This window comes from Rhodothermus marinus, assembly GCF_009936275.1.
Classification (GTDB): Bacteria; Bacteroidota; Rhodothermia; order Rhodothermales; family Rhodothermaceae; genus Rhodothermus; species Rhodothermus marinus_A.
Genome location: NZ_AP019797.1, coordinates 2,516,182 through 2,540,890 on the forward strand (window position 1 = coordinate 2,516,182; position 24,709 = coordinate 2,540,890).

The following is a 24,709-nucleotide window of genomic DNA, read 5'->3' on the forward strand; positions in this document are numbered from 1 at the left end:
GCCCTGCTTGCTCCATTCAATTGTTGTGCAGCCGATCTATTCCGAGAGCTTCGGCCTCCGGCTTTGCCACCAGTCGGCCCAGTACCGTCTCGCCGGCCCGTACCCGATCCCCTACGTTTACCTCGAACCGGATATGCGGCGGCACGATTACGTCCATACGGGAGCCGAATTTGACAATCCCGAAGCGCTGACCGGCTCGTACCGTATCGCCTTCTTTCAGATGAAACACGATGCGCCGGGCCAGCACCCCGGCAATCTGCTTGAAGAGGACCCGATTGCCGCTCGGATGGCGCAATCCGATCTCGGAACGCTCGTTTTTCTCGCTGGCCTTCGGGTGCCAGGCCACCAGATAGTCGCCCGGAATGTAGCGGACCAGCTCGATCACGCCGTCGGCCGGCACCCGATTGACGTGCACGTCCAGTGGCGAGAGAAAGATCGACAATCGCCGCGCCGGCCCCTTCAGATACACCGGCTCGTAATCCACGTCGACGATCTCTACCACCTTCCCGTCGGCCGGTGCCAGCAGCAATGCCCCGGCCCCTTCCGGCGGATGCCTTTCCGGATCGCGGAAGAAATACAGCACGAAGCCCAGCAGTAGCACCGCCAGCAGCAGGCCCACGACGCGCCAGGCCCCCGGCAACCAGTAGTAGGCGCCGGCGGCCAGCAATACGGCCGCCAGTACCGTCCCGCCGATGATCGGATAGCCCTCGGGTGCCAGCATGCTCGTCTACTTTGATTCCGAAACTCCCCGCCCCGGCCCGCGTTCGCTCCGTCGCCACCGGGGATCAGGGTTGCCTAAACGTCGATGCCACGCGTTTCGTTCTACACGCTCGGCTGCAAACTGAATTTTGCGGAAACCAGCACGCTGGAGCGCGACTTCCTCGCGCGCCACTACGAAGTAGTGCCTTTCGGCGAGCCGGCCGACGTGACCGTCATCAACACCTGCACGGTCACGGCCGAGGCCGAACGCCAGTGTCGCCAGATCATCCGCCGGGCGATCCGCCAGAACCCGAACGCTTTCATCATCGTCACGGGTTGCTACGCCCAGCTTCGCCCCGAGGAGATCGCCCGCATCGAAGGCGTCGACGTCGTGCTGGGCGCCCGTGAAAAATTCCACCTCTTTGAGCTGATCGAAAGCTTCCAGAAAAAGGAGCAGACCCAGGTGGCGGTCTCCTGCATCGACGAGCTGCAGGAGTTCGGCCCCGCATTCTCCTCTACCGAGCGCACGCGTGCTTTTCTGAAGATTCAGGACGGGTGCGACTACGTCTGCTCGTTCTGCACGATTCCGAAGGCCCGCGGTCGCAGCCGCTCCCAGCCCATCGAGGCCACGGTGGCTCAGGCGCGGCAACTGGCCGAGATGGGCTTCAAGGAGATCGTGCTGACGGGCGTCAACATCGGTCTCTACGGCCAGGAGTTCGGTGCGACGCTGCTCGACCTGCTCCGGGAGCTGGACCGGGTGGAGGGCATCGAGCGCTACCGCATCTCGTCGATCGAGCCCAACCTGCTCACCGACGAAATCATCGCGTTCGTGGCCGAGTCACGCGCCTTCATGCCGCACTTCCACATGCCGCTGCAGAGCGGCGACAACTTCGTGCTGGGCAAGATGCGGCGGCGCTATCGCCGTGAGCTGTACGCCGAGCGCGTGGCCCGCATCCGGGAGCTGTTGCCCGATGCCGCCATCGGGGTCGACGTCATCGTGGGATTCCCGGCCGAGACGCCCGAGCGCTTCGAGAACACCTACCGCTTTCTGAACGAGTTGCCGGTCTCCTACCTGCACGTGTTCACCTACTCCGAGCGGCCCGGCACGGCGGCCGTCGAGCAGCTCGAGCGCATGGGCGGCCAGCCCGTCCCCAAACCTGAGCGCTCCCGCCGCAACCGCATGCTGCAAGTGCTCTCCCACAAGAAACGTCACGCATTCTACCGGGCGCACCAGGGTCAGGTGCGCCCCGTTCTCTGGGAAAGCACCGAAAAGCACGGGCTCATGTACGGCTATACCGACAACTACATCCGCGTGCAGCGACCCTTCGATCCCGAGCGCGTGGGCCAGATCGAACCGGTACGCCTGGGCGACTTCGCACCGGACGGCACGCTCGTGGCCGAAGACCCGGCGTTTATTCCCCTTTCCTGCTAAAGGTAGGGCTGTACCGATTCGATGAACTGGACAAAATCAGGAAGCTGATCGAGATGCCGGTACAGCCGCTCCACGTCGATAGTGGCATACTCATGCACCAGCAGATTGCGCAATCCTACCATTAACTGGAGCTTGCGTGCCAGTTCTTCAGACAAGTAGCCTCCGCGTGCCAGCAAAGTAATACACTCGCCATAAGAGGAAGGCGTACCCAGATTATTACGGCTGACCAGGTGGCAGCTGATGTCGATGATGATCTGGATGCTTTCGAGCAGTCCATAGCGAAGCGCCCACTCCAGGAGGCGATCTCGTTTCAGGTCCCCCAGCGTATATTGATCTCGCAAACGCTTCAACTCGGCCAGCGCGTCTTCAAGACGATGGAGGTATTCCTGCATATCGTCTTTCTGCAAGTTGACCTTTTTTCAGGCGCTCCAGAAAAGCATCGCGAATCATGCGACGAAGGGGTTCCGTGTCGAAGTAGGTCAGGAATGTTCTGCATTTGAAATCCACCCAGCGGTCTTCATCCCGGCAGTAGATCAACTTTCCGTGCGCCACCGCTTCGTAAGCCAACAGCGGCTGCCGTTTCAGGGCTTCGCGAAGCTCCACCACGTCCACCGGCCGCCCTGCGACCTGCTCCAGTTCGTTCACCAGCCCACCCAGCTCCGGCAAGTCCAGCGGTTGTTCGGTGTAAATGCCCACGTCCACATCACTGAGCGAGGTGGCCTGTCCCCGCGCGACCGAACCGAATAGCAGCGCAAATACCACCTCCGGCCGCGCCTCCAGCACCGGCCGGAGCCGCGCCATGAGCGCTTCGCGATCGGACAGGAGCGGATCCATGCGTCAAAAAAATAAGGCTCCGGCCAGGAGTACGCGGCCGGAGCCCGAAAGGTGCCATCATCCGATGGATTCAGGAGGCGTGGCCGTCTTCCTGCATCAGAAAGCGGGCCGGAGTGCCCCAGCGGCCTTCGAAAACCAGCTCGGTCAGCGGCCGGCGCGTGCGCGGGCTCCGCTCGCGCGCCTGCAGGTCTTCGGGAAGCTGCGCCGGATCGCCCAGGTAGCCCAGCGCCAGCGCGACCACCACGTCGTACTCCTCCGGAATGGCGCAGCGGCGGCGCGCTTCGTCCGGTAGAATGCCCGCCATCTGGTGCACGTAGAGTCCGAGCGCGGTGGCCTGCAACGTCAGGTAGGCCACGGCCTGACCGGTATCGTACCAGGCGTGCGAATTCGGCGCGCCGCTATGCGAGAAGGTGCGCCGCGCCAGTACCAGCATCAGCACGGGCGCCCGCTGCGCCCAGCGTCGGTTGCCTTCGTTCAGGCAGGCCAGCAGCCGATCGAACGCCTCCGGATCTTCACGCCGCGCCACGATGAAACGCCACGGTTGTTCGTTGTAGGCCGAGGGTGCCCAGCGGGCGGCCGCCAGCACGCGGCGGAGCACGTCAGGCGCTACCGGCCGGTCGGCAAACGCGCGCGGACTCCAGCGTCTGCGGATCAGCTCGTGCACGTCCGGCTCCACCCCGGCCGTTTTGATTTCAATTACTTCCATCTCCATGGTCAATCCTCAAAGTCGTTACAACAACAATCAGTTTGGAAAACGACATCCGGGAGGCGGCGTTCGCGCTTCCGTCGAGCACTTCCTGCAAAAAATCCTTTACGAAACCCCTTTCTCGAAGGACGGCGGCCGGGCAAAATGCGATCGCCGCAATGGCTCACAACAGGCGCATGCATGGCCAGGCGCGGCGTGAAAACGGGGTGCTGGTTCGAGGTACGACAGGGTGGACACAGCGGTCCGCTCCTGGATAAAACCCTTGTTGCAAACAGCGAACGGATCTTTAAAAACAGAACCGGCCCGCACGGCGCGTTGCCGTGCGGGCCGGTGGTGCGATCGGGAGGGTGCGTCTATCGGCTCAGGTAGAGGTTTCGGATGGCGTAGGGCCGGCGGAAGTGTTCGTCGGTGAGCGTTTCGACGAAGGCGATGGCCTCGCCGGTAGACTTCATCTCCGGCCCCAGCTCCTTGGGCACCTCCGGGAATTTGTCCCAGGAGAAGACCGGCTCTTTGATCGCGTAGCCCTTGAGCTTCGATTCGAGCAAACCGGCCTCGCGGAACTCCCGGAGCTTGCGGCCCAGCATGAGCTGCGTGCCGATCTTGGCCACCGGTACGCCTGTCGCTTTGGCCACGAAGGGCATGGTCCGCGACGCCCGCGGGTTGGCCTCGATCACGTAGACCACGTTGTCTTTGATCACCATCTGCACGTTGATCAGGCCCACCACCTGCAGGCGCCGGGCGATGTCCTCGGTGTAGCGGCGGATCGTGTTCAGCACCTCCTCCGACAGCGAGAAGGGCGGCAGCACGGCCGTCGAGTCGCCCGAGTGGACGCCGGCCGGTTCGATATGCTGCATGATGCCGGCAATCCAGACCTCCTCGCCGTCGCAGGCCGCATCGACGTCCACCTCGATCCCGTTCTCCAGGAAGAGGTCCAGCAGGATCTCGTTGTCGGGCAGGAGTTTGAGGATGTTGCGGACGTAGCGTTCGACTTCCTCCTTGTTGATGGCGATGCGCATGCCCTGGCCGCCGAGCACGTAGCTGGGCCGGATCAGGATCGGGTAGCCGATGCGCTCGGCCACCTCGACGGCCTCGGCCACCGTCCGCGCCGCCCCGTAAGGCGGATACGGGATCTCCAGCTCGCGCAGCAGCGCCGAGAACTTGCTCCGCTCCTCGGCCAGGTCCATCATCGGGAAGGACGTGCCCAGGATCGGGATGCCGTGCTCGTGGAGCTTTTTAGCCAGCTTGAGCGCCGTCTGGCCGCCGAGCTGCACGATCACCCCTTTGAGCTTGCCGTGCTGGTTTTCGTGCTCGATGATGTCGAGCACCCGCTCCCAGAAGACGGGCTCGAAGTAGAGCTTGTCGGCCACGTCGAAGTCGGTCGATACCGTCTCCGGATTGCAGTTGATCATGATGGCCTCGTAGCCCATCTCCTTGGCGGCCAGCACGCCGTGCACGCAGCAGTAGTCGAACTCGATACCCTGGCCGATGCGGTTGGGTCCGGCGCCCAGAATGATGACCTTTTCGCGGTCGGTGACCTCGCTTTCGTTCTCGGTCTCGTAGGTACTGTAGTAGTAGGGCGTCTGAGCCGGAAATTCGGCAGCGCAGGTGTCGACGAGCCGGAACGTGGGTGTGATGCCCAGCGCCTTACGCCGCGCCCGCACATCCTCCTCGGTCACGTTCCCCTGCAGCAGGTAGGCGATCTGCACGTCCGAGAAGCCATACTGCTTGACCAGCCGCAGGAAGTCGGCATCGAGCTGGTCGAGCGTACGCCGCTCCAGCTCCCGTTCGATCTTGACGATGTCCTCAATCTGGTAGAGAAACCACGGGTCGATGTAGGTGACATCGTGGATTTCCTCGACCGAGGCACCCAGCCGGAAGGCGTTACGAATCTGGAGCGTGCGGTCCCAGTAGGGCTTCTTGAGCCGGGCACGCACCTCTTCGCGCGGCGGGTCTTCCCGGTCGGCGCCGAGGCCGGCGTAGCCGTTTTCCAGGCTCTGCCAGGCCTTCTGGAGCGCTTCGGGGAAGGTGCGGCCGATGGCCATCACCTCGCCTACCGCCTTCATCTGCGTGGTCAGCTCCTCGTCGACGCCCTCGAACTTTTCGAAATTCCAGCGCGGGATCTTGACGACCACGTAGTCGATCGACGGCTCGAAACAGGCGCTCGTGGTGCCCGTCACGTCGTTGGGCAATTCGTCGAGCGTGTAACCCACGGCCAGGCGGGCGGCCACCTTGGCGATCGGGTAGCCCGTGGCCTTCGAGGCCAGCGCCGACGAGCGCGACATGCGCGGGTTGATTTCGACGGCGATCATGCGCCCGGTGTGCGGCTCGACGGCAAACTGCACGTTGCAGCCGCCGGCAAACTTGCCGATCGAGCGCATCATCTTGATCGCCGCGTCGCGCATGCGCTGGTACTGCTTGTCGGTGAGCGTCTGCGCGGGCGCCACCGTGATCGAGTCGCCCGTGTGCACACCCATCGGGTCGAGGTTTTCGATGGGACAGACGATGATCACGTTGTCGTTGGCGTCGCGCAACAGCTCCAGCTCATATTCTTTCCAGCCGTAGACGCTTTCCTCGATGAGCACCTGGTGGACGGGCGAAAGCTCCAGCCCGCGCGTCACCTTGCGGTCGAACTCCTCCATTGTCCAGACGATACCGCCGCCGGTGCCGCCCAGCGTGAATGACGGGCGGATCACCACGGGCAGCCCGCCCAGCTCCTGCAGGATCTCTTTGGCCTCCAGCAGGCTACGGGCCGTGCGGCTCCGGGCCTGATCGATGCCGATCTGCTCCATCAGGTCACGGAAACGCTGGCGGTCTTCCGTAACCTGGATCGCCTCGATGTCCACGCCGATGATCTCCACGCCCATCGCCTCCCAGAAGCCCTCTTCGTGAAGCTGGGCGGCCAGGTTCAGCGCCGTCTGCCCGCCCATCGTGGGCAGCACGGCGTCGGGACGCTCTTTCTCGACGATGCGGCGAATGGATTCCGGCGTCAGCTCCTGCAGGTAAACCCGATCGGCCGTGATCGGGTCGGTCATGATTGTGGCCGGGTTCGAGTTGACCAGAATGACCTCGTAGCCTTCTTTGCGCAGGGCCCGGGCGGCCTGGCTACCGGAGTAGTCGAACTCGCAGGCCTGCCCGATCACGATCGGGCCCGATCCGATCAGCAGGATCCGCTTGATGTCGGTCCGCTTCGGCATGGTATGCTCCAGGGTGTTGGGTTCGGTTACGGGTTGCAAAACGGGCGTTTACACGCGGGCCAGCTGCGGCGTCGCGACCGGACGGTGCGCCGCCACCAGCTCAAGGAACTCGTCGAAGAGGTAGCGGCTGTCGTGGGGTCCGGGCGATGCTTCCGGATGGTACTGCACCGAAAGCCCGGCGAACGACTTGAAGCGCAGTCCCTCGACGGTCCGGTCGTTCAGGTTGACGTGCGACACCTCGGCCTCGCGCGGATCGACCGACTCGGCCTCGACGGCAAAGCCGTGGTTCTGCGTGGTCACTTCCACGCGGCCGGTGCGCAGGTTCTTGACCGGGTGGTTGGCGCCGCGATGTCCGACGTACATCTTGTACACCTTGAAGCCCAGCGCCAGCGCCATGAGCTGGTGTCCCAGGCAGATGCCGAAGATGGGCAGCCCGGTACGGATGGCCGCCCGCACCTGCTCGATGGCCTGGGGCATGGCCCGTGGGTCGCCCGGCCCGTTCGAGAAGAACAGCCCGTCGGGCTCCCAGGCCAGCACTTCATTGAGCGGCGTATAGCCCGGAAAAACGCGCACCGTGCAGTCCCGCGCCTGGAACATGCGCAGGATGTTCAGCTTGCAGCCGTAGTCGAAGACGGCGATGCGCGGCCCGGGTCCGGTGCAGAAGTCGTAGGGCCGCTCCGTCATTACGTAGGAGGCCAGCTCCAGCCCGTCCATTGAGGGCAAGCGCCGGGCCTTTTCGACCAGGCTCTCGTCGTCGAGATCGATCGACGAGATGACTGCGTTCATGACCCCTTTCGTACGAATGTGCCGCACCAATCGTCGTGTATCGACACCGGAGATGCCTACCAGTTCGTAGCGTCGCATCCAGTCTTCCAGCGAGCCGTCGGCCAGGCGGTTCGAGTAGCGATGCGAGAAGGCGCGCACCACCAGGCCGGCCACCATCGGACGGGCAGCTTCCATGTCGATGTCCATCACCCCGTAGTTGCCGATGTGGGGGTAGGTCATCATCATGATCTGCCCGTAGTAGGACGGGTCAGTCATGATTTCCTGGTAGCCCGTCATGCTGGTGTTGAAGCACAGCTCCCCGCCCGTCTCGCCTCGGTGCCCGATGGCGATACCGGTTACGACGGTTCCATCGGCCAGTGCCAGCTTACAGGGATCCGGTGTCGGGTGCAGCAGGGGTATCATGACGGCCTGTTATGGGTTTGGTTAATGGATTCGATCGGGTACAAAAAAGCCTTCCCCGCTTGTGGGAAGGCTTCAGCCACCACGGAATCGTCGAAGGTGCAACTGTCCAGGTCCAGAACCTATCACTATCGGCTGCCGGTTTCGGCGTCTCAACGTACACCCTCTGCGGAAGGTTTCCGAAAGATAAGGCATTTGCACCGCGTAAGCCAGGCGATCTACAGGATCTATGGGCTTTTTTCATAGTAGCGCTTCCGAGCCTAAAGCCCAATCCCGAACGGATCGATGCGACGGCGGTTCAAAAGAGGGAGATCTTTCCCCTGCCCTATGCGCCCCCTGCACCGACAGCGTGAGCGTGCAGCCTACCCGCTGCGTATGATGGCCAGCCTGGCCTTCACGCTGGGGCTGCTCGTGCTGGTGGTGCGCCTGTGGCCGGCGCCGGACCGCACGGCCTCGCAGGCCGTGGTCTATCGAAGCCTGGCCCCCGAGGTGATCGCCCTGGAGGAAGTCATGCCGACCCGCCAGGCACGCCCGGCCCCGCCCCCCCCCATTCCGCCCCTTCCGGTCGTGGTGCCCGACGAGGTGCCGCTGGAAGAGGTGGAGATCAACCTGGACGAAAACCGCCTGCTCCTTGACGAACCCGGCACCGATCCCTTCGCGGCCGAAGGGGCCCTGGAAGGCACGCTGGCGGCCGCGCCCGCGTTCGAGGTGGGCCCCAAGCCCGTCCGCTTCGTGGAGCCCGAATACACACGCGATGCGCGACGTGCCCGCATCCGGGCCGAGATCGTCGTCGAAGTGCAGGTGAGCCCGACCGGCCAGGTACTTTCGGCAACGGTCGTAGAGCGCTACCTGCTGACGCCGCACCGCCAGCGCGTCGACACGCTGGGCTACGGCCTGGAAGAAGCGGCGCTGGCGGCCGCCCGGCGCTGGCGATTTCGCCCGGCCCGTGTGAACGACCGGCCCGTTGCCAGCTTCACGCGCATCACCTTCAGCTTCGGCCAGTAGGCTACTCCAGATCGACCCAGCGGGCGTCTTCGATCTCTTCCCAGGGACGACGACGGATCTGCCGACGCTCCAGTTCATAGGGCCTGCCCGGATCCTCCAGCATGGCCCGCACCAGATTGCGACCACTACGCCAGATCAGGTAGAGCAGCACAATCCACAGAATGAGCTTCAACATCGTCTACTTCACCGTTCGGGCCGGTCGCGGATTGAAGTATGTAATGCCGCCGTAGCGGCGTCGCTCCAGAATCTGTCGGATCAACTCCTCCAGATCCTCCGGATTCTTGACAAAATCGATCTGGACGGCGTTTACGATCAGTAGTGGGCCTTTCGTGTAATGGAAAAAGTAGTGATCGTACGCCTCGCAGAGCGCCTCCAGATAGCTCCGCTCGATGCGCTGCTCGTAGGGACGCCCCCGCTTGCGGATGTTTTCCAGCAGCCGGTCCGGCGTGGACTGCAAATAAACGATCAGGTCCGGCGTGGGGACGTTGGGCTCCATGAGCGTGTAGAGCGTCTCGTAGAGCTGGAGTTCGTCCCCTTTCAGATTGATGCGGGCGAAAATGCGATCCTTGTCGAAGGCGTAGTCGCTCACCACGAACGGGTGAAACAGATCACGAAGCAGGAGCTGCTTCTGCTGGCGAAAGCGGCTGGCCAGGAAGCTGAGCTGCGTGTGGAAGGCCCAGCGCTCGGGGTCCTCGTAGAAGCGGGGCAGGAAAGGGTTCTCCTCGAATTCCTCCAGGATCAGCCGCCCGCCAAAGCGCTCGGCGATCAAGCGGGCCAGCGTGGTCTTGCCCACGCCGATGACGCCCTCGATCACCAGGTAGCGCAGGTCGTCGGGAGGCTGGATCGGAGTCGTGGCCGCCATGCGTCGGACGGTCTGTCAGCAGGTTTCCAGCGATACGCCTGTACGGCGCAGGGGTGCCCGGTCCGGACACCGTTGCAGCAACTCGGCCACCGTCGCACAGAACGGCGCCGGCACGTAGAAGTCGGGGGCCAGGTCGGCCCAGGGGCAGAGCACGAAGCGGCGTTCGGCCAGCCGCGGATGCGGGAGCGTCAGCCGCTCATCGCAGCGCACCAGATCGTCCCAGGCCAGCAGGTCCAGGTCCAGCGTCCGGGGCGCCCAGCGCGCGGTGCGCACCCGTCCGGCCGCTGCCTCCAGCTGCAGACAGAAGTCCAGCAGCGCCTCGGGCGCCAGCGTCGTGCGCAGCCACACCACGGCGTTCAGATAATCCGGTTGCGTCTGGCCCGGCAACACGTGCGCCGCGCTTTCGTAGACCGGCGAGACGGCCACTACCTGCATGGCCGGATGCCGCCGAAGCGTCGCCACCGCCTCCCGCAAATACGCCACGCGATCGCCCAGATTCGAGCCCAGCGCCAGAAAAACCGACGCAGGCAGACGGCCGGGTACCCGCGACATAAACGCAAACTTTTCTCTGAAAGAAACCATCCTCACCGGGAAGTTTCAACGCAAAAAGCCCGGGACCCTATGCGGCCCCGGGCTTTTCCCACCCATCCTGCGAGCACGGTACTGCGATGCGCGTCACCCTTGTTGCAAAAACCCGATACGCAGACAACGATGGGCAGGCGCACCCGAAGTATCGGTCCGCGTCCCGACTTCTTAAGCGCGAACTTTTCACAGCGATCGCCCTTTCAGGGCTACCGGTTATGATCCCGGCGTCATAAATTAATCCACCGTTTTGAACATTAGAACTCCACGATGGACCTTGCGTTTGGCATTGGCCTGATTGCGGCCACGCTGACCACGCTGGCTTTCCTGCCGCAGGTCGTACGCACCTGGCGCCGCCGCTCGGCCGACGACCTGTCGGCCGGCACCTTTCTGCTGTTGTTTACCGGAATTGTGCTCTGGCTGCTCTACGGCGTCCTGCGCCGGGATCCGATCATCATCCTGGCCAACGCGGTCGGCGTGACGCTGGTGGGCAGCCTGCTGCTGATGATCTGGCGCTTCCGGCTGCGCACCCGCACGCCTGCCTCGGAGCGCCAGCTCAGCGAGCCCCTCCGATGAAGACGGTCTTGATGTTGACAAACTCCCGGATGCCGAAGATCGACAGCTCCCGGCCGTAGCCACTTTCTTTGACGCCGCCGAAGGGCAGGCGCGGGTCGCTGCGCACGAAGTCGTTCACGAAGCAGCAGCCGGCCTCCAGCTCCTCACGGGCGATGCGCTCGCCGCGGGCTTCGTCGCGCGTGAACACGGCCGCGCCCAGGCCAAACACCGTGTCGTTCGCCACCCGGATGGCCTCGGCCTCGTCGCGCACGGGGATGATGGCCGCCACCGGTCCGAACAACTCCTCCTCGTAGGCCGGCGAGCCTTTCGGTACGTCGGTCAACACCGTGGGCGGGTAGTAGGCCCCCGGTCCCTCCGGGATCTCGCCGCCCAGCAGCAGCCGCGCTCCTTTGCGCAGGCTTTCCTGCACCTGGCGGTGCAGCTCGTCGCGCAGGTCGTGACGGGCCAGCGGTCCCACCTCGGTCGCCTCGTCCAGCGGATCGCCCACGCGGGCCGCCTGCATGCGCTGGACCAGCACCTGCTCGAACGGCTCACGCACGGCCTCCACCACCACGAATCGCTTGGCTGCAATGCAGCTCTGACCCGAGTTGATCAGCCGGCTTTTTGCACAGATGGCCGCGGCCTCCTCGATGTCGGCGTCCTCCAGAATCACGTACGGGTCGCTTCCGCCCAGCTCCAGCACCGTCTTTTTGAGCACGGAGCCAGCTTTGGCGGCCACGGCGCGACCGGCCGGCGTGCTGCCCGTCAGCGTCACCGCCCGGATGAGCGGATGCTCGATCACCGGATCCACCTGGTCGCTGCCGATCAGCAGCGTGCGGAACAGGTGCTCCGGAAAGCCGGCCTCCCGCAGCAATTCCTCGATGGCCAGCGCGCAGCCGGGCACGTTCGAGGCGTGCTTGAGCACGGCCGCGTTGCCGGCCATCAGCGTCGGCGCCGCAAAGCGAAAGACCTGCCAGAACGGGAAATTCCAGGGCATGATGGCCAGAATCACGCCCAGCGGCTCGAAGGCCACGTAGCTTTTGCGGGCGTCGGTCTCGACCGGCTCCGGGGCCAGAAAGCGCTCGGCATGTTCGGCGTAGTACTCGCACACCCAGGCGCACTTCTGCGCTTCGGCCCGACCGTCCCGGATGGGTTTGCCCATCTCCTCGGCCATCAGCCGGGCATAGCGATCGGCCCGTTCCCGCAAGAGCTCGGCGGCCCGCCGCATCCGGGCGGCCCGCTCGGCAAACGGCACGCGTCGCCAGGCCAGAAACGCCTCGTGCGCCTGCTCGATGGCCTGCGTCACCTCCTCCCAGGTCATGCCTTCGTAGACGCGAAGCTGTGCGCCGGTAGCCGGGTTGATCACGGGAAACGATTTGCGAACGGCAATCTCCTGCATGGCGCTCTGTGGTCTGGTTGGACAGGGGAACACTTTTTATATGGCCAAAGCGTCGAAATCGATTCCGACGGGAACCTGAAGACGCGCTCGTTGATTTTGTGCGCGTTCCGTTTTTAGGACAAATGTATCCCTAAGCCTAAAAAACCCGACCAGCCCATGTTTTCCCGTGCCTGCGAATACGGTCTGCGTGCCGTGCTGTACCTGGCGTCGCTGAACCACGACGGCTACGTATCGATCCGGGAAATTGGCGAGCGACTGAACATTTCCGTACCCTTTCTGACCAAGATCTTTCAGAAGCTGACGCAGGCCGGGCTGATGCAGTCGCTGCGCGGTCCCAGCGGCGGGGTCATGTTCGCCCGCTCTCCGGAAGAAATTACGCTCTTCGACGTGATCGTGGCCATCGACGGTCCTGATCTGTTTACCGAATGCGTGCTGGGCCTGCCGGGCTGCGGCGAAGCCACCCCCTGCCCCCTGCACGACCACTGGAAAGAAGTACGCAACCCGATTCGCAACCTCTTCGCCTCCACCACGCTGGCCGACATGGCTCGCCGCATGCAGGAAGCCCGCCTTCGCCTGACTGCCTGAACACTACCTCTGTGCACATCTCGCTAAATCCATGCAAAAGTTTGTTCAAGCACATCTTTAAAGACAAAATTCTACTATATTCTTTTACGTTCGCATTGTCTCCTTGTAGGGTTTTCCCCTACAGGAGAAAACAGGATTTGCGGCACCCTGTTGCCGGATTGGCCCGACAGCCTGCCGACCATACAGGGCGTACTTTACCGGCCAGAAAAAGGACAAATGAATCCACAAACAACAATGATCAGCCTGAGCGGTCGGCAGGCGCTGGCAGCCATGCAGGTGCTGGCGCAGCAGAATCACGGGCGCTTCGTGCCGGTGCGTCGGCTCAGCCGGATGATCGGGGCCTCGCCCCATACGCTGGCCCGCATCATGCTCCGGCTGACGGCGGCCGGGCTGACCGACGCGCTGCGCGGTCCCGGCGGCGGCGTACGCCTGGCCCGTCCGGCCCACGAAATCACGCTGTTCGAGATTCTGCAGGAGATCGACGGGCCGGAGGTGCTCAACCGGTGCATTCTGGGGCTGGGCGTCTGCAACGAAGCAAGGCCCTGTCCCCTGCACGCGATCTGGTTTCCCTGTCGCCAGCAGCTTCGGCGAATGCTGGCGGAAACCACCTTGGCCGACCTGATCCATCCGTCCAATAACTCCAACCAACCCGAAGTGCCATGCGCATGAATCGTCTGACTGCATGGAGCGCCGTGCTCCTCCTGAGCCTGACGCTGGCCGCCTGCGGCGGCGGAGGCTCCAGTTCGACCCCACAGCCGTCCGGATCGGCGGCGCAGACGGAAAGCGGTACCGGTGCTCAGGATCCGGAAGCGCTGGCCGCCGAAATCGGCCCCGTCAAGCAGGTGTCGCTGGGCGAACAGATCGACGCCGCCCTGGCCCAACAGGGCGAACAGCTCTTCAACACCTATTGCACCGCCTGCCACCGCCTCGACGAGCGCTTCATCGGACCGGCGCTGCGCGACGTGACCAAGCGGCGGGGTCCGGTCTACATCATGAACGTGATGCTCAATCCGAACGGGATGATTCAGCGCCATCCCGTCATGAAGCAGCTCGTGCAGGAATACGGCACGATGATGACCGACATGGCCCTGAGCGAGGAGCAGGCCCGGGCCATTCTTGAGTATCTGCGACAGGTGGCTGAAAACCAGTGACTTCCGCCATAGACCAACAAACCCAGGAGGTACCGCCATGAAACGCCACACGTTACGCGGGCTGACCGGTCTGGCGCTGGTCGCCCTGCTGCTGATCGGTTTAATCGGCTGTCGGGGCGGCGGACAGACAGGCGCCGTGGTCAGCGAAGACCCCATGGAGATCGCACGGGCGCGTGGGCTGAGCCCGGCCGATGTGGTGGCCGCGGTGAAAACCTACCAGCCCACCGGCACCTACGACGAGTACATCATGTTCGCCTCGGGCGGACACTCCGGACAGGTACTCGTCATCGGCATTCCCTCGATGCGCCTGCTGAAGGTAATCGGCGTCTTCACGCCGGAGCCCTGGCAGGGCTGGGGCTTCTCGAAGGAAACCCAAGAAGTGCTCGCCCAGGGCAACTATGATGGCAAGGAGCTGACCTGGGGCGACGTGCACCACCCGGCCCTCTCCGAGACGAACGGCGACTACGACGGGCAATTCCTGTTCGTCAACGAAAAGGCCAACGCGCGCGTGGCCGTCATCGACCTGCGGGACTTCGAGACGAAGCAGATCGTCAAGAACCCGCTCTCGCTGAGCGACCACGGCGGCACGTTCGTCACGCCCAACACGGAGTGGGTGATCGAAGGCGGCCAGTATGCCGCCCCGTTCGAGGGCTACGCCTCGCTGGATCAGTACAGAGAAAAGTATCGCGGGCTGGTCACCTTCTGGAAGTTCGACCGCGAGCGGGGGCGGATCCTTCCCGAGCAGTCCTTCGCGCTGGAGCTGCCGCCCTACTGGCAGGACGTGTGCGACGCCGGCAAGCAGGTGAGCGAAGGGTGGGTCTTCTGCAACTCGTTCAACACGGAGATGGCCACCGGTGGCGTGGAGAAAGGCAACCCGCCCTTCGAGGCCGGCGCCTCGCAGCGCGACATGGACTACCTGCACGTGATCAACCTGCGCAAGGCGGCTGAGCTGGTCGAGGCCGGCCGCACGCGCACGATCAAGGGCTTCAAGGTCCTGCCGCTGGATGTGGCGGCCGCCGAGGGTGTGCTCTACTTCGTGCCCGAACCCAAGAGCCCGCATGGCGTCGACGTTTCGCCGGACGGCAACTACCTGGTCGTCTCCGGCAAGCTCGATCCGCACGCCACCATCTACAACTTCCAGAAGATCCAGGACGCCATCGCCAACGAGCGCTTCTCCGGGCGTGACGACTACGGCGTGCCGATCCTGGACTTCGACGCGGTGGTCGAAACCCAGATTGAACTGGGGCTCGGGCCGCTGCACACGCAGTTCGACCCGAACGGCTACGCCTACACGAGCCTCTTCCTGGAAAGCGCCGTGGTGCGCTGGACGCTGGGCGGTCCCTGGGCCGAAAAGCACGGCCGGGATCCGTGGACCGTGGTCGACAAGGTGTCGGTCCACTACAACATCGGGCACCTGGCCGTGGCCGAAGGCGACAACGTGAACCCCGACGGCCGCTACCTGGTGGCCATGAACAAGTGGTCCGTGGACCGCTTCGCAAACGTGGGGCCGCTGCTGCCGCAGAACTTCCAGCTTGTCGACATCGGTAACCCGAACGGCCCGATGCAGCTCCTCTACGACATGCCCATTGCGCTGGGTGAGCCGCACTATGCCCAGATCATTAAGGCGGACAAGCTCCAGCCGTGGGAGGTCTATCCGGAGGTGGGCTGGGATCCGACCACCCAGTCGCGGCATCCGGCGGCCACCCGTCCCGGTGAGGAGCGCATCGAGCGCCGGGGCAACACGGTGGAGATCTGGATGACGGCCACACGGAGCCACTTCACGCCGGAGCATGTGGAGGTCCGGAAGGGCGACCGCGTGATCTGGCACATCACGAACATCGAACGGGCACGGGACGCCACGCACGGCTTCGCGCTGCCCGGCTACAACTTCAACCTGAGCATCGAGCCGGGCGAGACGGCCACCATCGAGTTCGTGGCCGATCGCGACGGCGTCTTCGCCTTCTACTGCACCGAGTTCTGCTCGGCCCTCCACCTGGAGATGGCCGGTTACTTCCTGGTGCGTCCGTAACGGCAACGGCGGGTCAGGGCGGCCTTCGGGTCGCCCTGACCCGTCTTTTGTGTCTAAAATCAGGAGGTGGGTCATGACGTGGCTGGACAAAATCATCGGACCGCGCATTCCGGATTCGGTCCTGCATCGCGAACGGCGCCGCTTTCGCCGCCCGACCCTGCTGCTGGGCACGGCGGCGCTGCTCCTGCTGATTTCGATCTTCTTCCCCTACTGGCGCATTCGGCTCTACGCGCCGCAGTATCCGGGCGGCCTGGTGGCCAAGGTCTACGTGAACCGGGTGGAAGGGGACGTCCGTGAAATCGATGGCCTGAACCACTACATCGGCATGCGTCCCCTCGAGGAAGCCGCCCAGCTCGAGCGCTCGCTGAGCATCATCCTGATCGTCGCCATGGCGTTGCTGGCGGCCGGAGCCATCTACGTACACTCGCCCTGGGCGGCCGTGCTGAGCCTGCCGGCGCTGCTCTATCCTCTGATCTTTCTGGCCGACCTGTACTACTGGCTCTGGAATTTCGGCACCCACCTCGACCCCCGGGCCCCGCTGAGCAGCTCGGTCAAGCCGTTCGTACCGCCGCTGCTCGGCGAAGGGCGCGTGGGCCAGTTTCGCGTAGTGGCCATCTGGGACATCGGACTCTGGCTGGCCATCCTGGCCTCTATCCTGATCATTGTCGGCCTCTACTACCACCGCAAGGCATACAAGCCGTTCTACGAAGCCTATGTCCGCGGGGAGCTGGCATAGCATCGCGCCGGTGCTGCTGCTCATGGTGAGCCTGACCGCGCAGGCCCAGCCGGCCCTCTCTCTGCAGGAGCGGCTGGCCGCCGCCGCGCCCGGCGATACGCTGCGCGTGGTGGGCGGCGTCCACACCGGTCCGCTGCGGATCACGAAGCCGGTAGTGCTGCTGGGTGTCGACGCCCCGATGATCGACGGCCAGGGCCGGGGTACCGTCGTCACCATCGAGGCCCCCGACGTGGTACTCCGGGGCTTCGTGATCCGCAACTCGGGCCGCTCGCTCGACCGCGAGGATGCCGGCATCGCCGTCTATGCCGACCGGGTGACGATCGCCGACAATCGCCTGGAAAACGTCCTGTTCGGCATTTACCTGCGTCAGGCCGACTCCTGCCGCATCCTGCACAACATGATCGAAGGCGACCCGTCGCTCGACACACCCCGCCGGGGCGACCTGATCCGCCTCTGGTACAGCAACGACGTGTTGATCGAAGGCAACACGACACGCCACGGCCGCGACGTGGTGATCTGGTTTGCCCGAAGCGTCGTGCTCCGCGACAACACCATGCAGTTCGGGCGCTACGGATTGCACTTCATGTACAGCGACAGCGCGCTCGTCGAACGCAACCGCATGTTGCGCAACTCGGTGGGCGCCTACCTGATGTACAGCACGCGGCTGACGTTTCGCCACAACCTGCTGGCCTACAACCGGCACGCCTCGGCCATCGGTGTCGGGCTCAAGGACATGGACGAGGTGACCGTCGAAGAAAACGTACTGGTGGACAACCAGATCGGCATTTTCATCGACAACAGTCCGCGGGCCATCGAGGCGCAGATTCACTATCGGAGGAACGTAGTGGCTTACAACGACATCGGCGTGCAGGCGCTCCAAGAGGCCCCGCGCAGCACGTTCGAGGACAATAGTTTTCTGGAAAATTACGAGCAGATAGACCTGGTCGGCGGCGGGCGCTTTTCGGAGGCCAACGGCACGTTCTGGCGACGTAACTACTGGAGCGACTACCGGGGGTACGACGCGGATCGCGACGGCTACGGCGACGTTCCCTACCGGGCGGTGGCGCTCTTTGACGCGCTGACCGACCGGACGCCCGCCTTCCGGCTGTTTGCGTTCAGTCCGGCCGTGCAGGCGCTGGAACTGGCGGCCCGTGCGTTTCCGGTGATCCGTCCGGAGCCCAAGCTGACAGATCCGGCGCCGCGCATGCGTCCCCGCCTGCCCGAAGGGCTTCCTGCCGTGCACCAGCCGGTGCGTCCGACGCTGGCGCTGGCCGGACTGACGCTGTTGTTGATGGGCCTTTGGACGATGGGACGCGCCCACCTGCGTCGCCTGCACGGATGAGCTGGATCGAACCATGGCGCTGCTGACGATCGAACACCTGACGAAACGCTTCAGCACGGTCACCGTGCTACAGGATATTTCCTGCACGGTGGCCCCGGGCGAAAGCGTGGCCCTGTGGGGGCCGAACGGGGCCGGCAAGACCACGCTGCTCCGCTGCGTGCTGGGCGTGCTGCCGTTTGAAGGCACGATCCGGATCGACGGCCTTGACGTGCGCCGCCAGGGCAAAGAGGCCCGGCGGCTGGTGGGCTTCGTGCCCCAGGAGGTAACCTTCTATCCCACGCTGACCGTGGGCGAGACGGCCGCCTTCTTTGCGCGGCTGCGCGGCCTCGAGCCGGAAGAAGCATGGCGGCGACTGGCACAGGTTGTTCTCGAGGATCGTCTGGATCAACCTGTGCGCACGCTCTCGGGCGGTCAGCGCCAGCGGCTGGCCCTGGCCCTGGCCCTGCTGGGCGATCCTCCGTTGCTGCTGCTGGACGAACCGACGGCCAGTCTGGATGTCCGCAGCCGCGCCGAGTTCATGACCCACCTGCAGACGCTGCTGGAGCAAGGCAAGACGCTGCTGTTCTCGACGCACCGCTTCGAGGAGGTGGAACATCTGGCCCGCCGCGTGCTCCTGCTCGAAAACGGCCGCCTGGAAGCCGACACCACACCGGGCGAACTGGCCCGCCGGCTGTTTCCCGAAACCACCCACTACCGCCTGCGCCTGCACCTGCCCGAAGCCCAGCGTCCCGAAGCGCTACAGGCACTCCGGGCGCACGGCTTCGAGGTATGGATGAACGGCCATGGTCTGGAAGTGCGCGTGCCCGCCGACGAAAAAGCCACACCGCTGCTGCTGCTGAGCCGCGCCGGCTTCGAGGTGACCGACTTTGAACTGCATGCCTGAGCCATGACGACCACCACCGCCCACGCGACCATCGGCCTGCTGGCCCGCAAAGAACTGCACGACGCGCTGCGCAATCGCTGGTTCGTGCTCTACACGGTGATTTTTGCCGTGCTGTCGCTGGCGCTGTCGTGGATCGGTCTGGCGGGGGGCCAGCTCTACGGACTGGCCGGTTTCGGCCGCACCACGGCCAGCCTGATCAACCTGATCATGCTGATCGTCCCCCTGATGGGCCTCACGCTCGGCGCGCTCAGCCTGGCTCTGGAGCGCGAGCAGGGTACGCTCCTCTACGTGCTGGCGCAGCCGGTCGTGCCGGCCGAAGTGCTGCTGGGCAAACTGCTCGGACTGGCCACGGCGCTGACGGCCGCTCTGAGCATCGGCTTCGGCCTGAGCAGCCTGCTCCTGGCCTGGCGGGGAAGCACCATGGGGCTGGGCGCCTACCTGGGCCTTTTCGGCCTGACCATCCTGCTGGCGCTGCTGAGCCTGAGTCTGGGCCTGCTTTTTTCCAGCGCGTTGCCCCGGACGGCCACCGCGCTGGGAAGCGCCCTGTTTGCCTGGCTGCTGCTGGTGTTTCTGGGCGATCTGGGGCTGCTGGGTTCGGCGCTCGTGCTGCGCATCCCGGTCGAGCAGCTCTTCACGCTCTCGCTGCTCAATCCGCTGCAGGTATTCAAGATCGCCGCCATCCTGCTGCTGCGCAGCGACCTGCAGGTGCTGGGACCGGCCGGCCAGTATGCGATGCACACCTACGGCATGCGCCTGCTGCCGCTTTCGGTGGGTGTGCTCCTGCTCTGGTCCTTCCTTCCCCTGCTTCCCGCCTACCTGTTTTTCCGCCGCCGCGGTGCGCTATGAAGTCGAGTTGAGCTCTGCCAGCATACGCAGGAGATGCTGTTCCAACACGGGAAGCTGCGTCAACGACCAGGTCGTTTTCCTGAAAAGTTTCCTGAGAAAGGCCCTACGTGTAACGACGAATCTTATGAATCGAATCCAGCATATCCTGAACAAGCAGCCATGCCGAGCGCTTAGACATAAACGAGTTCCTGCTGAATCGAATCCCAGAGCAGTGGTCGTCGCCGAACGGCATTTTCCGTTACGAGATCAACCGGCTCCCTCAGTAGATCCTCCAGGTAGGTTTTCAGATCAACAATCTCCCAGCCCGGCGATCGTTCGAAAACAACCAGAATATCAATATCACTATCGTCTCGAAAATCATCCCGCACACGCGAACCAAACAGACCCAGGTGCCGAACACCAAACTGTTGCTGCAGCGCTTCGCGATGACAGGCCAGCAGGGCAAGAATGTCCTGCAGCGATTTGCGCATAACTGGCTTCAAACTTTCAGACAAAATGGCTACGATTTTATACAGCTTCAGACCGTCGTGGTTCTATCTCCTGAGCCTGCTGCTTCTGCTGGGAGCCTGTCGGTCGGCACCGGAGCCGGACCGGCCGCCGGACATTCGCTTCGGGCACGACGCCTGTGACTACTGCCGCATGCTCATCGGCGAGCCACGCTATGCGGCCGCGCTGCGCACGGCGGACGGTCAGGAGCGGCGCTTCGACGACATCGGCTGCCTGCTGCACTACCTGCACGAACACCCCGAAGCCGCCGATGCCCGCATCTGGGTCCACGACTACCTGCAGGAGCGGTGGCTGCAAGCCTCGCAGGCGTTCTTCGTGCGCAGTGACCGGCTGATCACCCCGATGGGTTATGGGATCGTGGCGGTTGCCGACACCCTGGCGGCCGACAGCCTGGCCCAGGCGCTCGGCGGTGCGCTCACCCGCTTCGAGGTACTCCGGGCGGGCCCGCCGCCTGAACCCGTTCAATTGCGCTGACCTACCGGCCGGCCACTACGATGTCACGCAACACGCGCGCCTCTTCTTCGAGTTCTTCGAGGCGCGACTTGACCACGTCGCCGATACTGATCATACCGATAAGCCGTCCGTCTTCGACCACGGGAAGATGGCGAATGCGGCGATAGGTCATCTGCCACATCACGTCGCGGATCGAATCGTCCGGTTTGCAGAAATGCACGGGACTGGTCATGCAGTAGCGCACCGGCTCCTCCAGAATGGCCGCCCCCTTTTCGGCCAGCCGCCACACCACGTCCCGTTCCGTGAACAGACCGATCATCCGGGCCCGGTCGTCCACGACCGGCATGGCGCCGATCTGATGTTCCCGGAGCCGCTTCACCGCCTCCAGAACCGGCGTGTCTGCTTCCACCGTGATCACACGCGCGGGCTTGCCGCGCAGCACATCGCGCACCGTCATAGCCACTGGCAATTATTTCACGTTGCCTTTATATTACGACACAAATTCACCGAATCCAAACAACTTCCCGCACCGAATAGCGCCTTCACCTTTTTTGTTACAATCTGTTGTCCCGTTTTCTTCGACCGACGTCATGCCTACCGAGTTGACGCTGGCGCTCCGGCCGCAGGCGCGGCTGGACCTGATCGACGTCACAGCCCATATCCGGGAAATCGAGCCCGACTTTCTCCGTCGCCATCGCCAGGCGCTCTATTATTCCTACCACACTACGGCCGGTTACCCGGAGCAGCGCCTCTGTGAGCGCCTCGGATACCGGCGCGACGCCCTGGAAGCCTTCTTCCGTAGCTTCCAGCGACTGTTTCCGCCGGAGGCCGGGTACCGCCACGATCGACTGGAGCTGCGCACGGAATTGAGCGAAGATGAGCGTCGGCGCGAGCCCCGCAACGCCGACGCCCACCTGACCTACATCGGGGCCGGGCTGCTTCCGGCCGCCTGCTACCGCCACCTACCCGACCGTCCTGTCTACTTCGTGGACCTCGACGGCGTCTACGACGGACACGTGCGCACCCGTCAGACCACCGTTGTGGGCTTCGAGCGCACGGAGCGCCTGGCCATTCGCCGCTTTGCCATCCCGATGCCCGCCCACCGCATCGCCTCCGTCAACCTGCGCGACCACGCGCTGGGCTTCTTTGAACAGCTACAGGCATGGTTGACCGGATTCGATCTGCGGCACGGACGGCTCGATCTGCTGCTTCCGGCCGAAGAGCAACACGCTGCGCTGACCGTCAACGAATACGAGACGCTGCTCATGCGGCATGATCTGGCCGAAGTGCTGCGCAATCCGTTCCGCTTCATGGCCGAAACCGGCCGCCACGCGCTGCAGAACCCGCGGGCCGTGCCGGGCAAAGCGCTTAACTATGCCAAGTACGACCTGGTGCGCCTGGTCAACGAGTTCATCGACCGGCTCCGGCTGCACGAGTCGCTCGTCGAGCGCGTGCTGAACAAGTTTCTGGCCCTGCCGGCCGCCCGCTTTCTGCGCATGAAACGCGGTCTGCACCTGCTCGTGGCGCCGGACGCCATGGGCCGGCCGACGATCCGCCAGGGCCGCTACCAGAGCCCCATTCTGATCCAGTGGGAACGTCCATCCCGGGATGTGCGGGAAATCGAAGTGCGACTGTATCGCTTCGAATGAAGCGCCGCTTCAGAGCCCGAACGACTCGCCGCAGGCGCAGGTGCGCGCGGCCTGTGGGTTGACAAAGTGAAAGCCCCGGCCTTCGAGGCCGTCGGTGAAGTCCAGCGTCGTGCCCTTCAGGTACAGATAGCTCCGCCGGTCGATGACCACCTGCACGCCGTCGAACTGCGCCGTCAGGTCCTGCGCCTGCAGCGTGGTGTCCCAGCCCAGCTCGTAGGTCAGTCCCGAGCACCCGCCGGGCACCACGGCAATGCGCAACATGGTCTGGCCGAGGTCCACCCCTTCGCTGGCGGCAATTTCCCGAATGCGCGCCAGGGCCCGTTCGGTTATCTGCAATTCCATGGCGTTTTCAAAAAAGTAATAGCTGCTTTCAAACCCGTCGTTTACGACACGCCAGCACAACCGGCGCCTGCCCCGACAGGTTCCGGATGTTGGAACGTTCTGTCAACCAGATGGTTCGTAATCAAGCGTTAACAAAACAAGCTGTAAACTTTAGTTCACAAAAGGTCATTCTGAGGCCATTTTTCGGCCGATTTTATCCCGGCACCGGCCTTGTAAAAATAACCATAGCGCGACAACAACCCTGAACCCTCCAAAACCCGTTACGCCTTATGAGCGACACCGCCTACCTGCATCAAATCGCCCAGAGCGAGTACAAGTACGGGTTCGAGACCGACATTGAGGTCGAGAAGGCGCCTCCCGGCCTGAGTGAGGAGGTCATCCACTACATCTCGGACCGGCGTGGTGAGCCGGACTGGATGCGGGAGTGGCGCCTGCGGGCGTTCCGCTACTTCATGAGCCTGCTGGAGCGCTACGAGGAGACCTACCCGCGCTGGGCGCACCTGAAGTACCCGGACATCGACTTCCAGGCGATCAGCTACTACGCGGCGCCGCAGCGCAAGCCGCGCTACAAGAGCCTGGACGAAGTCGATCCCAAGATCCTGGAAACGTTCCGCAAGCTCGGCATTCCGCTCGACGAGCAGATGCGGCTGGCTGGCGTGGCCGTCGACGCCGTGATGGACAGCGTGTCGGTGGCCACCACCTTCAAGGAAGAGCTGGCCAAGCACGGTATCATCTTCTGCTCGATGGGTGAGGCCATCGAAAACTACCCCGAGCTGGTCAAGAAGTACCTGGGCTCGGTCGTCCCCTACACCGACAACTTCTTCGCCGCGCTCAACTCGGCCGTCTTCTCCGACGGCTCGTTCGTCTATGTGCCCAAGGGCGTGCGCTGCCCCATGGAGCTGAGCACCTACTTCCGGATCAACACGGCCGGAACGGGTCAGTTCGAGCGCACGCTGATCATTGCCGACGAGGGTTCCTATGTGAGCTACCTGGAGGGCTGCACGGCCCCCATGCGCGACGAGCACCAGCTCCATGCGGCCGTCGTCGAGCTGATCGCCCTGAAGGACGCCGAGATCAAGTACTCGACCGTCCAGAACTGGTATCCGGGCGATGCCGAGGGGAAGGGTGGCGTCTACAACTTCGTCACCAAGCGCGGCATCTGCCTGGGCGAAAACTCGAAGATCTCCTGGACGCAGCTCGAGACGGGCTCGGCCATCACCTGGAAGTACCCGAGCGTCATCCTGAAGGGCGACAACTCGGTCGGCGAATTCTACTCGGTGGCCTTCACCAAGGGCTACCAGCAGGCCGACACGGGCACGAAGATGATCCACCTGGGCCGCAACACGCGCAGCACGATCATCTCGAAGGGCATTGCGGCCGGGTACTCCAACAACAGCTACCGCGGTCTGGTCAAGGTGGCCCGCACGGCCGAAAACGCCCGCAACTTCTCCCAGTGCGACTCGATGTTGCTGGGCGACAAGTGCGGCGCGCACACCTTCCCCTACATCGAGATCGAAAACCCGACGGCCCGGGTCGAGCACGAAGCCACCACCTCCAAGATCGGTGAAGACCAGATTTTCTACTGCCAGCAGCGGGGCCTGAGCGAGGAGACGGCCATCAAGCTGATCGTCAACGGCTTCTGCAAAGAAGTGCTGGCGCAGCTTCCGATGGAGTTCGCCATGGAGGCCCAGAAGCTGCTGGCCATCGAACTGGAAGGTAGCGTCGGTTGAAAT

The 24,709-nt window shown here is 63.8% G+C and carries 28 protein-coding genes; 15 read left to right on the forward strand and 13 right to left on the reverse strand.

The features are described from left to right. Window positions 1–16 precede the first annotated feature (16 nt). Window positions 17–721: a phosphatidylserine decarboxylase family protein gene (locus GYH26_RS10890; protein WP_161541672.1), complete on the reverse strand. Its 705-nt coding sequence runs from the start codon at window positions 719–721 to the stop codon at window positions 17–19. Window positions 722–805: 84 nt separating this feature from the next. Between GYH26_RS10890 and mtaB the strand changes: the two genes are divergently transcribed. Then, a complete protein-coding gene (gene mtaB, locus GYH26_RS10895) occupies window positions 806–2,131 on the forward strand; it encodes a tRNA (N(6)-L-threonylcarbamoyladenosine(37)-C(2))-methylthiotransferase MtaB (RefSeq protein ID WP_161541673.1) in 1,326 nt (441 codons plus the stop codon). Here mtaB and hepT read toward each other — a convergent pair. The 3 genes from hepT to GYH26_RS10910 form a co-directional block, all read right to left on the reverse strand. Next, window positions 2,128–2,523 carry a type VII toxin-antitoxin system HepT family RNase toxin gene (hepT, locus tag GYH26_RS10900; RefSeq protein ID WP_161541674.1) on the reverse strand — a complete coding sequence of 132 codons (396 nt, stop codon included), beginning with the start codon at window positions 2,521–2,523 and terminating at the stop codon, window positions 2,128–2,130. The two genes, mtaB and hepT, sit on opposite strands and share 4 nt — an antisense overlap. Further along, window positions 2,498–2,965, reverse strand: coding sequence for a type VII toxin-antitoxin system MntA family adenylyltransferase antitoxin (gene mntA / locus GYH26_RS10905; RefSeq protein ID WP_161541675.1), 468 nt, complete (start codon window positions 2,963–2,965; stop codon window positions 2,498–2,500). The genes hepT and mntA overlap by 26 nt, the downstream gene beginning before the upstream one ends. Before the next feature lie 70 nt (window positions 2,966–3,035). Further along, the gene (locus tag GYH26_RS10910) at window positions 3,036–3,677 is read right to left on the reverse strand and encodes a nitroreductase family protein (protein ID WP_161541676.1); all 642 of its coding nucleotides are present in this window, start codon (window positions 3,675–3,677) and stop codon (window positions 3,036–3,038) included. Between GYH26_RS10910 and GYH26_RS15120 the strand changes: the two genes are divergently transcribed. Continuing rightward, window positions 3,676–3,870: a hypothetical protein gene (locus GYH26_RS15120; RefSeq protein WP_206751730.1), complete on the forward strand. Its 195-nt coding sequence runs from the start codon at window positions 3,676–3,678 to the stop codon at window positions 3,868–3,870. The genes GYH26_RS10910 and GYH26_RS15120 overlap by 2 nt on opposite strands. A 154-nt stretch (window positions 3,871–4,024) precedes the next feature. On the opposite strand, the gene carB is transcribed toward GYH26_RS15120, so the two are convergent. Both carB and carA read right to left on the reverse strand, forming a co-directional pair. Beyond that, entirely contained in the window at window positions 4,025–6,865 is a 2,841-nt protein-coding gene (gene carB / locus GYH26_RS10915; RefSeq protein ID WP_161541677.1) for a carbamoyl-phosphate synthase large subunit, read from the reverse strand. 48 nt (window positions 6,866–6,913) lie between these two features. Next, a complete protein-coding gene (gene carA / locus GYH26_RS10920) occupies window positions 6,914–8,053 on the reverse strand; it encodes a glutamine-hydrolyzing carbamoyl-phosphate synthase small subunit (RefSeq protein ID WP_161541678.1) in 1,140 nt (379 codons plus the stop codon). Window positions 8,054–8,377: 324 nt separating this feature from the next. Here carA and GYH26_RS10925 point away from each other — a divergent pair, with 324 nt between their 5' ends. Further along, a complete protein-coding gene (locus GYH26_RS10925; protein WP_161541679.1) occupies window positions 8,378–9,055 on the forward strand; it encodes an energy transducer TonB in 678 nt (225 codons plus the stop codon). Window position 9,056: 1 nt separating this feature from the next. Here the strand turns inward: GYH26_RS10925 and GYH26_RS15055 are convergent, their stop codons facing one another. From GYH26_RS15055 to folK, 3 genes are read right to left on the reverse strand one after another with little or no spacing between them, the layout of a single operon-like run. Then, the gene (locus tag GYH26_RS15055) at window positions 9,057–9,230 is read right to left on the reverse strand and encodes a hypothetical protein (protein WP_174238084.1); all 174 of its coding nucleotides are present in this window, start codon (window positions 9,228–9,230) and stop codon (window positions 9,057–9,059) included. A 3-nt stretch (window positions 9,231–9,233) separates the two neighbouring features. Continuing rightward, window positions 9,234–9,917: a deoxynucleoside kinase gene (locus GYH26_RS10930; RefSeq protein ID WP_012844497.1), complete on the reverse strand. Its 684-nt coding sequence runs from the start codon at window positions 9,915–9,917 to the stop codon at window positions 9,234–9,236. Between the two features lie 15 nt (window positions 9,918–9,932). Beyond that, window positions 9,933–10,469 (reverse strand): 2-amino-4-hydroxy-6-hydroxymethyldihydropteridine diphosphokinase, encoded by a 537-nt coding sequence (folK, locus tag GYH26_RS10935; protein WP_161541680.1) that lies wholly within the window; start codon window positions 10,467–10,469, stop codon window positions 9,933–9,935. 300 nt (window positions 10,470–10,769) lie between these two features. On the opposite strand from folK, the gene GYH26_RS10940 reads away from it, so the two are divergent. After that, window positions 10,770–11,075 (forward strand): SemiSWEET family sugar transporter, encoded by a 306-nt coding sequence (locus tag GYH26_RS10940; protein ID WP_054685415.1) that lies wholly within the window; start codon window positions 10,770–10,772, stop codon window positions 11,073–11,075. On the opposite strand, the gene GYH26_RS10945 is transcribed toward GYH26_RS10940, so the two are convergent. Then, a complete protein-coding gene (locus GYH26_RS10945) occupies window positions 11,056–12,453 on the reverse strand; it encodes an NAD-dependent succinate-semialdehyde dehydrogenase (protein ID WP_161541681.1) in 1,398 nt (465 codons plus the stop codon). The two genes, GYH26_RS10940 and GYH26_RS10945, sit on opposite strands and share 20 nt — an antisense overlap. A 156-nt stretch (window positions 12,454–12,609) precedes the next feature. Here GYH26_RS10945 and GYH26_RS10950 point away from each other — a divergent pair, with 156 nt between their 5' ends. The 8 genes from GYH26_RS10950 (at window position 12,610) to GYH26_RS10985 (ending at window position 20,025) form a co-directional block, all read left to right on the forward strand. Continuing rightward, entirely contained in the window at window positions 12,610–13,038 is a 429-nt protein-coding gene (locus GYH26_RS10950; RefSeq protein ID WP_012844501.1) for an RrF2 family transcriptional regulator, read from the forward strand. Between the two features lie 234 nt (window positions 13,039–13,272). Then, on the forward strand, window positions 13,273–13,707 hold the full coding sequence (locus GYH26_RS10955) for an RrF2 family transcriptional regulator (RefSeq protein WP_161541682.1): 435 nt from the start codon (window positions 13,273–13,275) through the stop codon (window positions 13,705–13,707). Then, window positions 13,698–14,189: a c-type cytochrome gene (locus tag GYH26_RS10960; protein ID WP_161541683.1), complete on the forward strand. Its 492-nt coding sequence runs from the start codon at window positions 13,698–13,700 to the stop codon at window positions 14,187–14,189. The genes GYH26_RS10955 and GYH26_RS10960 overlap by 10 nt, the downstream gene beginning before the upstream one ends. 37 nt (window positions 14,190–14,226) lie before the next feature. Continuing rightward, window positions 14,227–16,218: a Sec-dependent nitrous-oxide reductase gene (nosZ, locus tag GYH26_RS10965; RefSeq protein ID WP_161541684.1), complete on the forward strand. Its 1,992-nt coding sequence runs from the start codon at window positions 14,227–14,229 to the stop codon at window positions 16,216–16,218. A 73-nt stretch (window positions 16,219–16,291) separates the two neighbouring features. Next, on the forward strand, window positions 16,292–16,954 hold the full coding sequence (locus GYH26_RS10970) for a cytochrome C (RefSeq protein ID WP_161541685.1): 663 nt from the start codon (window positions 16,292–16,294) through the stop codon (window positions 16,952–16,954). After that, window positions 16,932–18,296, forward strand: coding sequence for a nitrous oxide reductase family maturation protein NosD (locus GYH26_RS10975; RefSeq protein WP_161541686.1), 1,365 nt, complete (start codon window positions 16,932–16,934; stop codon window positions 18,294–18,296). Before GYH26_RS10970 ends, GYH26_RS10975 begins: the two co-directional genes overlap by 23 nt. Before the next feature lie 13 nt (window positions 18,297–18,309). Beyond that, window positions 18,310–19,179 (forward strand): ABC transporter ATP-binding protein, encoded by an 870-nt coding sequence (locus GYH26_RS10980; protein WP_161541687.1) that lies wholly within the window; start codon window positions 18,310–18,312, stop codon window positions 19,177–19,179. 3 nt (window positions 19,180–19,182) lie between these two features. Then, window positions 19,183–20,025, forward strand: a complete 843-nt coding sequence (locus GYH26_RS10985; protein WP_161541688.1) for an ABC transporter permease — start codon at window positions 19,183–19,185, stop codon at window positions 20,023–20,025. A gap of 170 nt (window positions 20,026–20,195) precedes the next feature. Here the strand turns inward: GYH26_RS10985 and GYH26_RS10990 are convergent, their stop codons facing one another. Then, window positions 20,196–20,495, reverse strand: a complete 300-nt coding sequence (locus GYH26_RS10990) for a nucleotidyltransferase family protein (RefSeq protein WP_161541689.1) — start codon at window positions 20,493–20,495, stop codon at window positions 20,196–20,198. Between the two features lie 25 nt (window positions 20,496–20,520). Here GYH26_RS10990 and GYH26_RS10995 point away from each other — a divergent pair, with 25 nt between their 5' ends. Next, window positions 20,521–21,006: a nitrous oxide reductase accessory protein NosL gene (locus tag GYH26_RS10995; protein ID WP_161541690.1), complete on the forward strand. Its 486-nt coding sequence runs from the start codon at window positions 20,521–20,523 to the stop codon at window positions 21,004–21,006. Window position 21,007: 1 nt separating this feature from the next. Here the strand turns inward: GYH26_RS10995 and GYH26_RS11000 are convergent, their stop codons facing one another. Further along, window positions 21,008–21,442: a CBS domain-containing protein gene (locus GYH26_RS11000; RefSeq protein ID WP_054683330.1), complete on the reverse strand. Its 435-nt coding sequence runs from the start codon at window positions 21,440–21,442 to the stop codon at window positions 21,008–21,010. 133 nt (window positions 21,443–21,575) lie between these two features. On the opposite strand from GYH26_RS11000, the gene GYH26_RS11005 reads away from it, so the two are divergent. Beyond that, window positions 21,576–22,634 (forward strand): hypothetical protein, encoded by a 1,059-nt coding sequence (locus GYH26_RS11005; protein WP_161541691.1) that lies wholly within the window; start codon window positions 21,576–21,578, stop codon window positions 22,632–22,634. 9 nt (window positions 22,635–22,643) lie between these two features. On the opposite strand, the gene GYH26_RS11010 is transcribed toward GYH26_RS11005, so the two are convergent. Then, window positions 22,644–22,976: a HesB/IscA family protein gene (locus GYH26_RS11010; RefSeq protein WP_161541692.1), complete on the reverse strand. Its 333-nt coding sequence runs from the start codon at window positions 22,974–22,976 to the stop codon at window positions 22,644–22,646. A 269-nt stretch (window positions 22,977–23,245) separates the two neighbouring features. Here GYH26_RS11010 and sufB point away from each other — a divergent pair, with 269 nt between their 5' ends. Continuing rightward, complete coding sequence (sufB, locus tag GYH26_RS11015) at window positions 23,246–24,706, forward strand: Fe-S cluster assembly protein SufB (RefSeq protein WP_012844514.1); 1,461 nt, start codon at window positions 23,246–23,248, stop codon at window positions 24,704–24,706. Window positions 24,707–24,709: the final 3 nt, after the last annotated feature.

Excerpts from the sequence above, each read along its gene's own strand:
- GYH26_RS10890 (WP_161541672.1), bottom strand. The coding sequence starts at position 721 with ATGCTGGCACCCGAGGGCTATCCGATCATCGGCGGGACGGTACTGGCG.
- mtaB (WP_161541673.1), top strand. The coding sequence starts at position 806 with ATGCCACGCGTTTCGTTCTACACGCTCGGCTGCAAACTGAATTTTGCG.
- hepT (WP_161541674.1), bottom strand. The coding sequence starts at position 2,523 with ATGCAGGAATACCTCCATCGTCTTGAAGACGCGCTGGCCGAGTTGAAG.
- mntA (WP_161541675.1), bottom strand. The coding sequence starts at position 2,965 with ATGGATCCGCTCCTGTCCGATCGCGAAGCGCTCATGGCGCGGCTCCGG.
- GYH26_RS15120 (WP_206751730.1), top strand. The coding sequence starts at position 3,676 with ATGGTCAATCCTCAAAGTCGTTACAACAACAATCAGTTTGGAAAACGA.
- GYH26_RS10910 (WP_161541676.1), bottom strand. The coding sequence starts at position 3,677 with ATGGAGATGGAAGTAATTGAAATCAAAACGGCCGGGGTGGAGCCGGAC.
- carB (WP_161541677.1), bottom strand. The coding sequence starts at position 6,865 with ATGCCGAAGCGGACCGACATCAAGCGGATCCTGCTGATCGGATCGGGC.
- carA (WP_161541678.1), bottom strand. The coding sequence starts at position 8,053 with ATGATACCCCTGCTGCACCCGACACCGGATCCCTGTAAGCTGGCACTG.
- GYH26_RS10925 (WP_161541679.1), top strand. The coding sequence starts at position 8,378 with ATGCGCCCCCTGCACCGACAGCGTGAGCGTGCAGCCTACCCGCTGCGT.
- GYH26_RS15055 (WP_174238084.1), bottom strand. The coding sequence starts at position 9,230 with ATGTTGAAGCTCATTCTGTGGATTGTGCTGCTCTACCTGATCTGGCGT.
- GYH26_RS10930 (WP_012844497.1), bottom strand. The coding sequence starts at position 9,917 with ATGGCGGCCACGACTCCGATCCAGCCTCCCGACGACCTGCGCTACCTG.
- folK (WP_161541680.1), bottom strand. The coding sequence starts at position 10,469 with ATGTCGCGGGTACCCGGCCGTCTGCCTGCGTCGGTTTTTCTGGCGCTG.
- GYH26_RS10940 (WP_054685415.1), top strand. The coding sequence starts at position 10,770 with ATGGACCTTGCGTTTGGCATTGGCCTGATTGCGGCCACGCTGACCACG.
- GYH26_RS10945 (WP_161541681.1), bottom strand. The coding sequence starts at position 12,453 with ATGCAGGAGATTGCCGTTCGCAAATCGTTTCCCGTGATCAACCCGGCT.
- GYH26_RS10950 (WP_012844501.1), top strand. The coding sequence starts at position 12,610 with ATGTTTTCCCGTGCCTGCGAATACGGTCTGCGTGCCGTGCTGTACCTG.
- GYH26_RS10955 (WP_161541682.1), top strand. The coding sequence starts at position 13,273 with ATGATCAGCCTGAGCGGTCGGCAGGCGCTGGCAGCCATGCAGGTGCTG.
- GYH26_RS10960 (WP_161541683.1), top strand. The coding sequence starts at position 13,698 with ATGCGCATGAATCGTCTGACTGCATGGAGCGCCGTGCTCCTCCTGAGC.
- nosZ (WP_161541684.1), top strand. The coding sequence starts at position 14,227 with ATGAAACGCCACACGTTACGCGGGCTGACCGGTCTGGCGCTGGTCGCC.
- GYH26_RS10970 (WP_161541685.1), top strand. The coding sequence starts at position 16,292 with ATGACGTGGCTGGACAAAATCATCGGACCGCGCATTCCGGATTCGGTC.
- GYH26_RS10975 (WP_161541686.1), top strand. The coding sequence starts at position 16,932 with ATGTCCGCGGGGAGCTGGCATAGCATCGCGCCGGTGCTGCTGCTCATG.
- GYH26_RS10980 (WP_161541687.1), top strand. The coding sequence starts at position 18,310 with ATGGCGCTGCTGACGATCGAACACCTGACGAAACGCTTCAGCACGGTC.
- GYH26_RS10985 (WP_161541688.1), top strand. The coding sequence starts at position 19,183 with ATGACGACCACCACCGCCCACGCGACCATCGGCCTGCTGGCCCGCAAA.
- GYH26_RS10990 (WP_161541689.1), bottom strand. The coding sequence starts at position 20,495 with ATGCGCAAATCGCTGCAGGACATTCTTGCCCTGCTGGCCTGTCATCGC.
- GYH26_RS10995 (WP_161541690.1), top strand. The coding sequence starts at position 20,521 with ATGGCTACGATTTTATACAGCTTCAGACCGTCGTGGTTCTATCTCCTG.
- GYH26_RS11000 (WP_054683330.1), bottom strand. The coding sequence starts at position 21,442 with ATGACGGTGCGCGATGTGCTGCGCGGCAAGCCCGCGCGTGTGATCACG.
- GYH26_RS11005 (WP_161541691.1), top strand. The coding sequence starts at position 21,576 with ATGCCTACCGAGTTGACGCTGGCGCTCCGGCCGCAGGCGCGGCTGGAC.
- GYH26_RS11010 (WP_161541692.1), bottom strand. The coding sequence starts at position 22,976 with ATGGAATTGCAGATAACCGAACGGGCCCTGGCGCGCATTCGGGAAATT.
- sufB (WP_012844514.1), top strand. The coding sequence starts at position 23,246 with ATGAGCGACACCGCCTACCTGCATCAAATCGCCCAGAGCGAGTACAAG.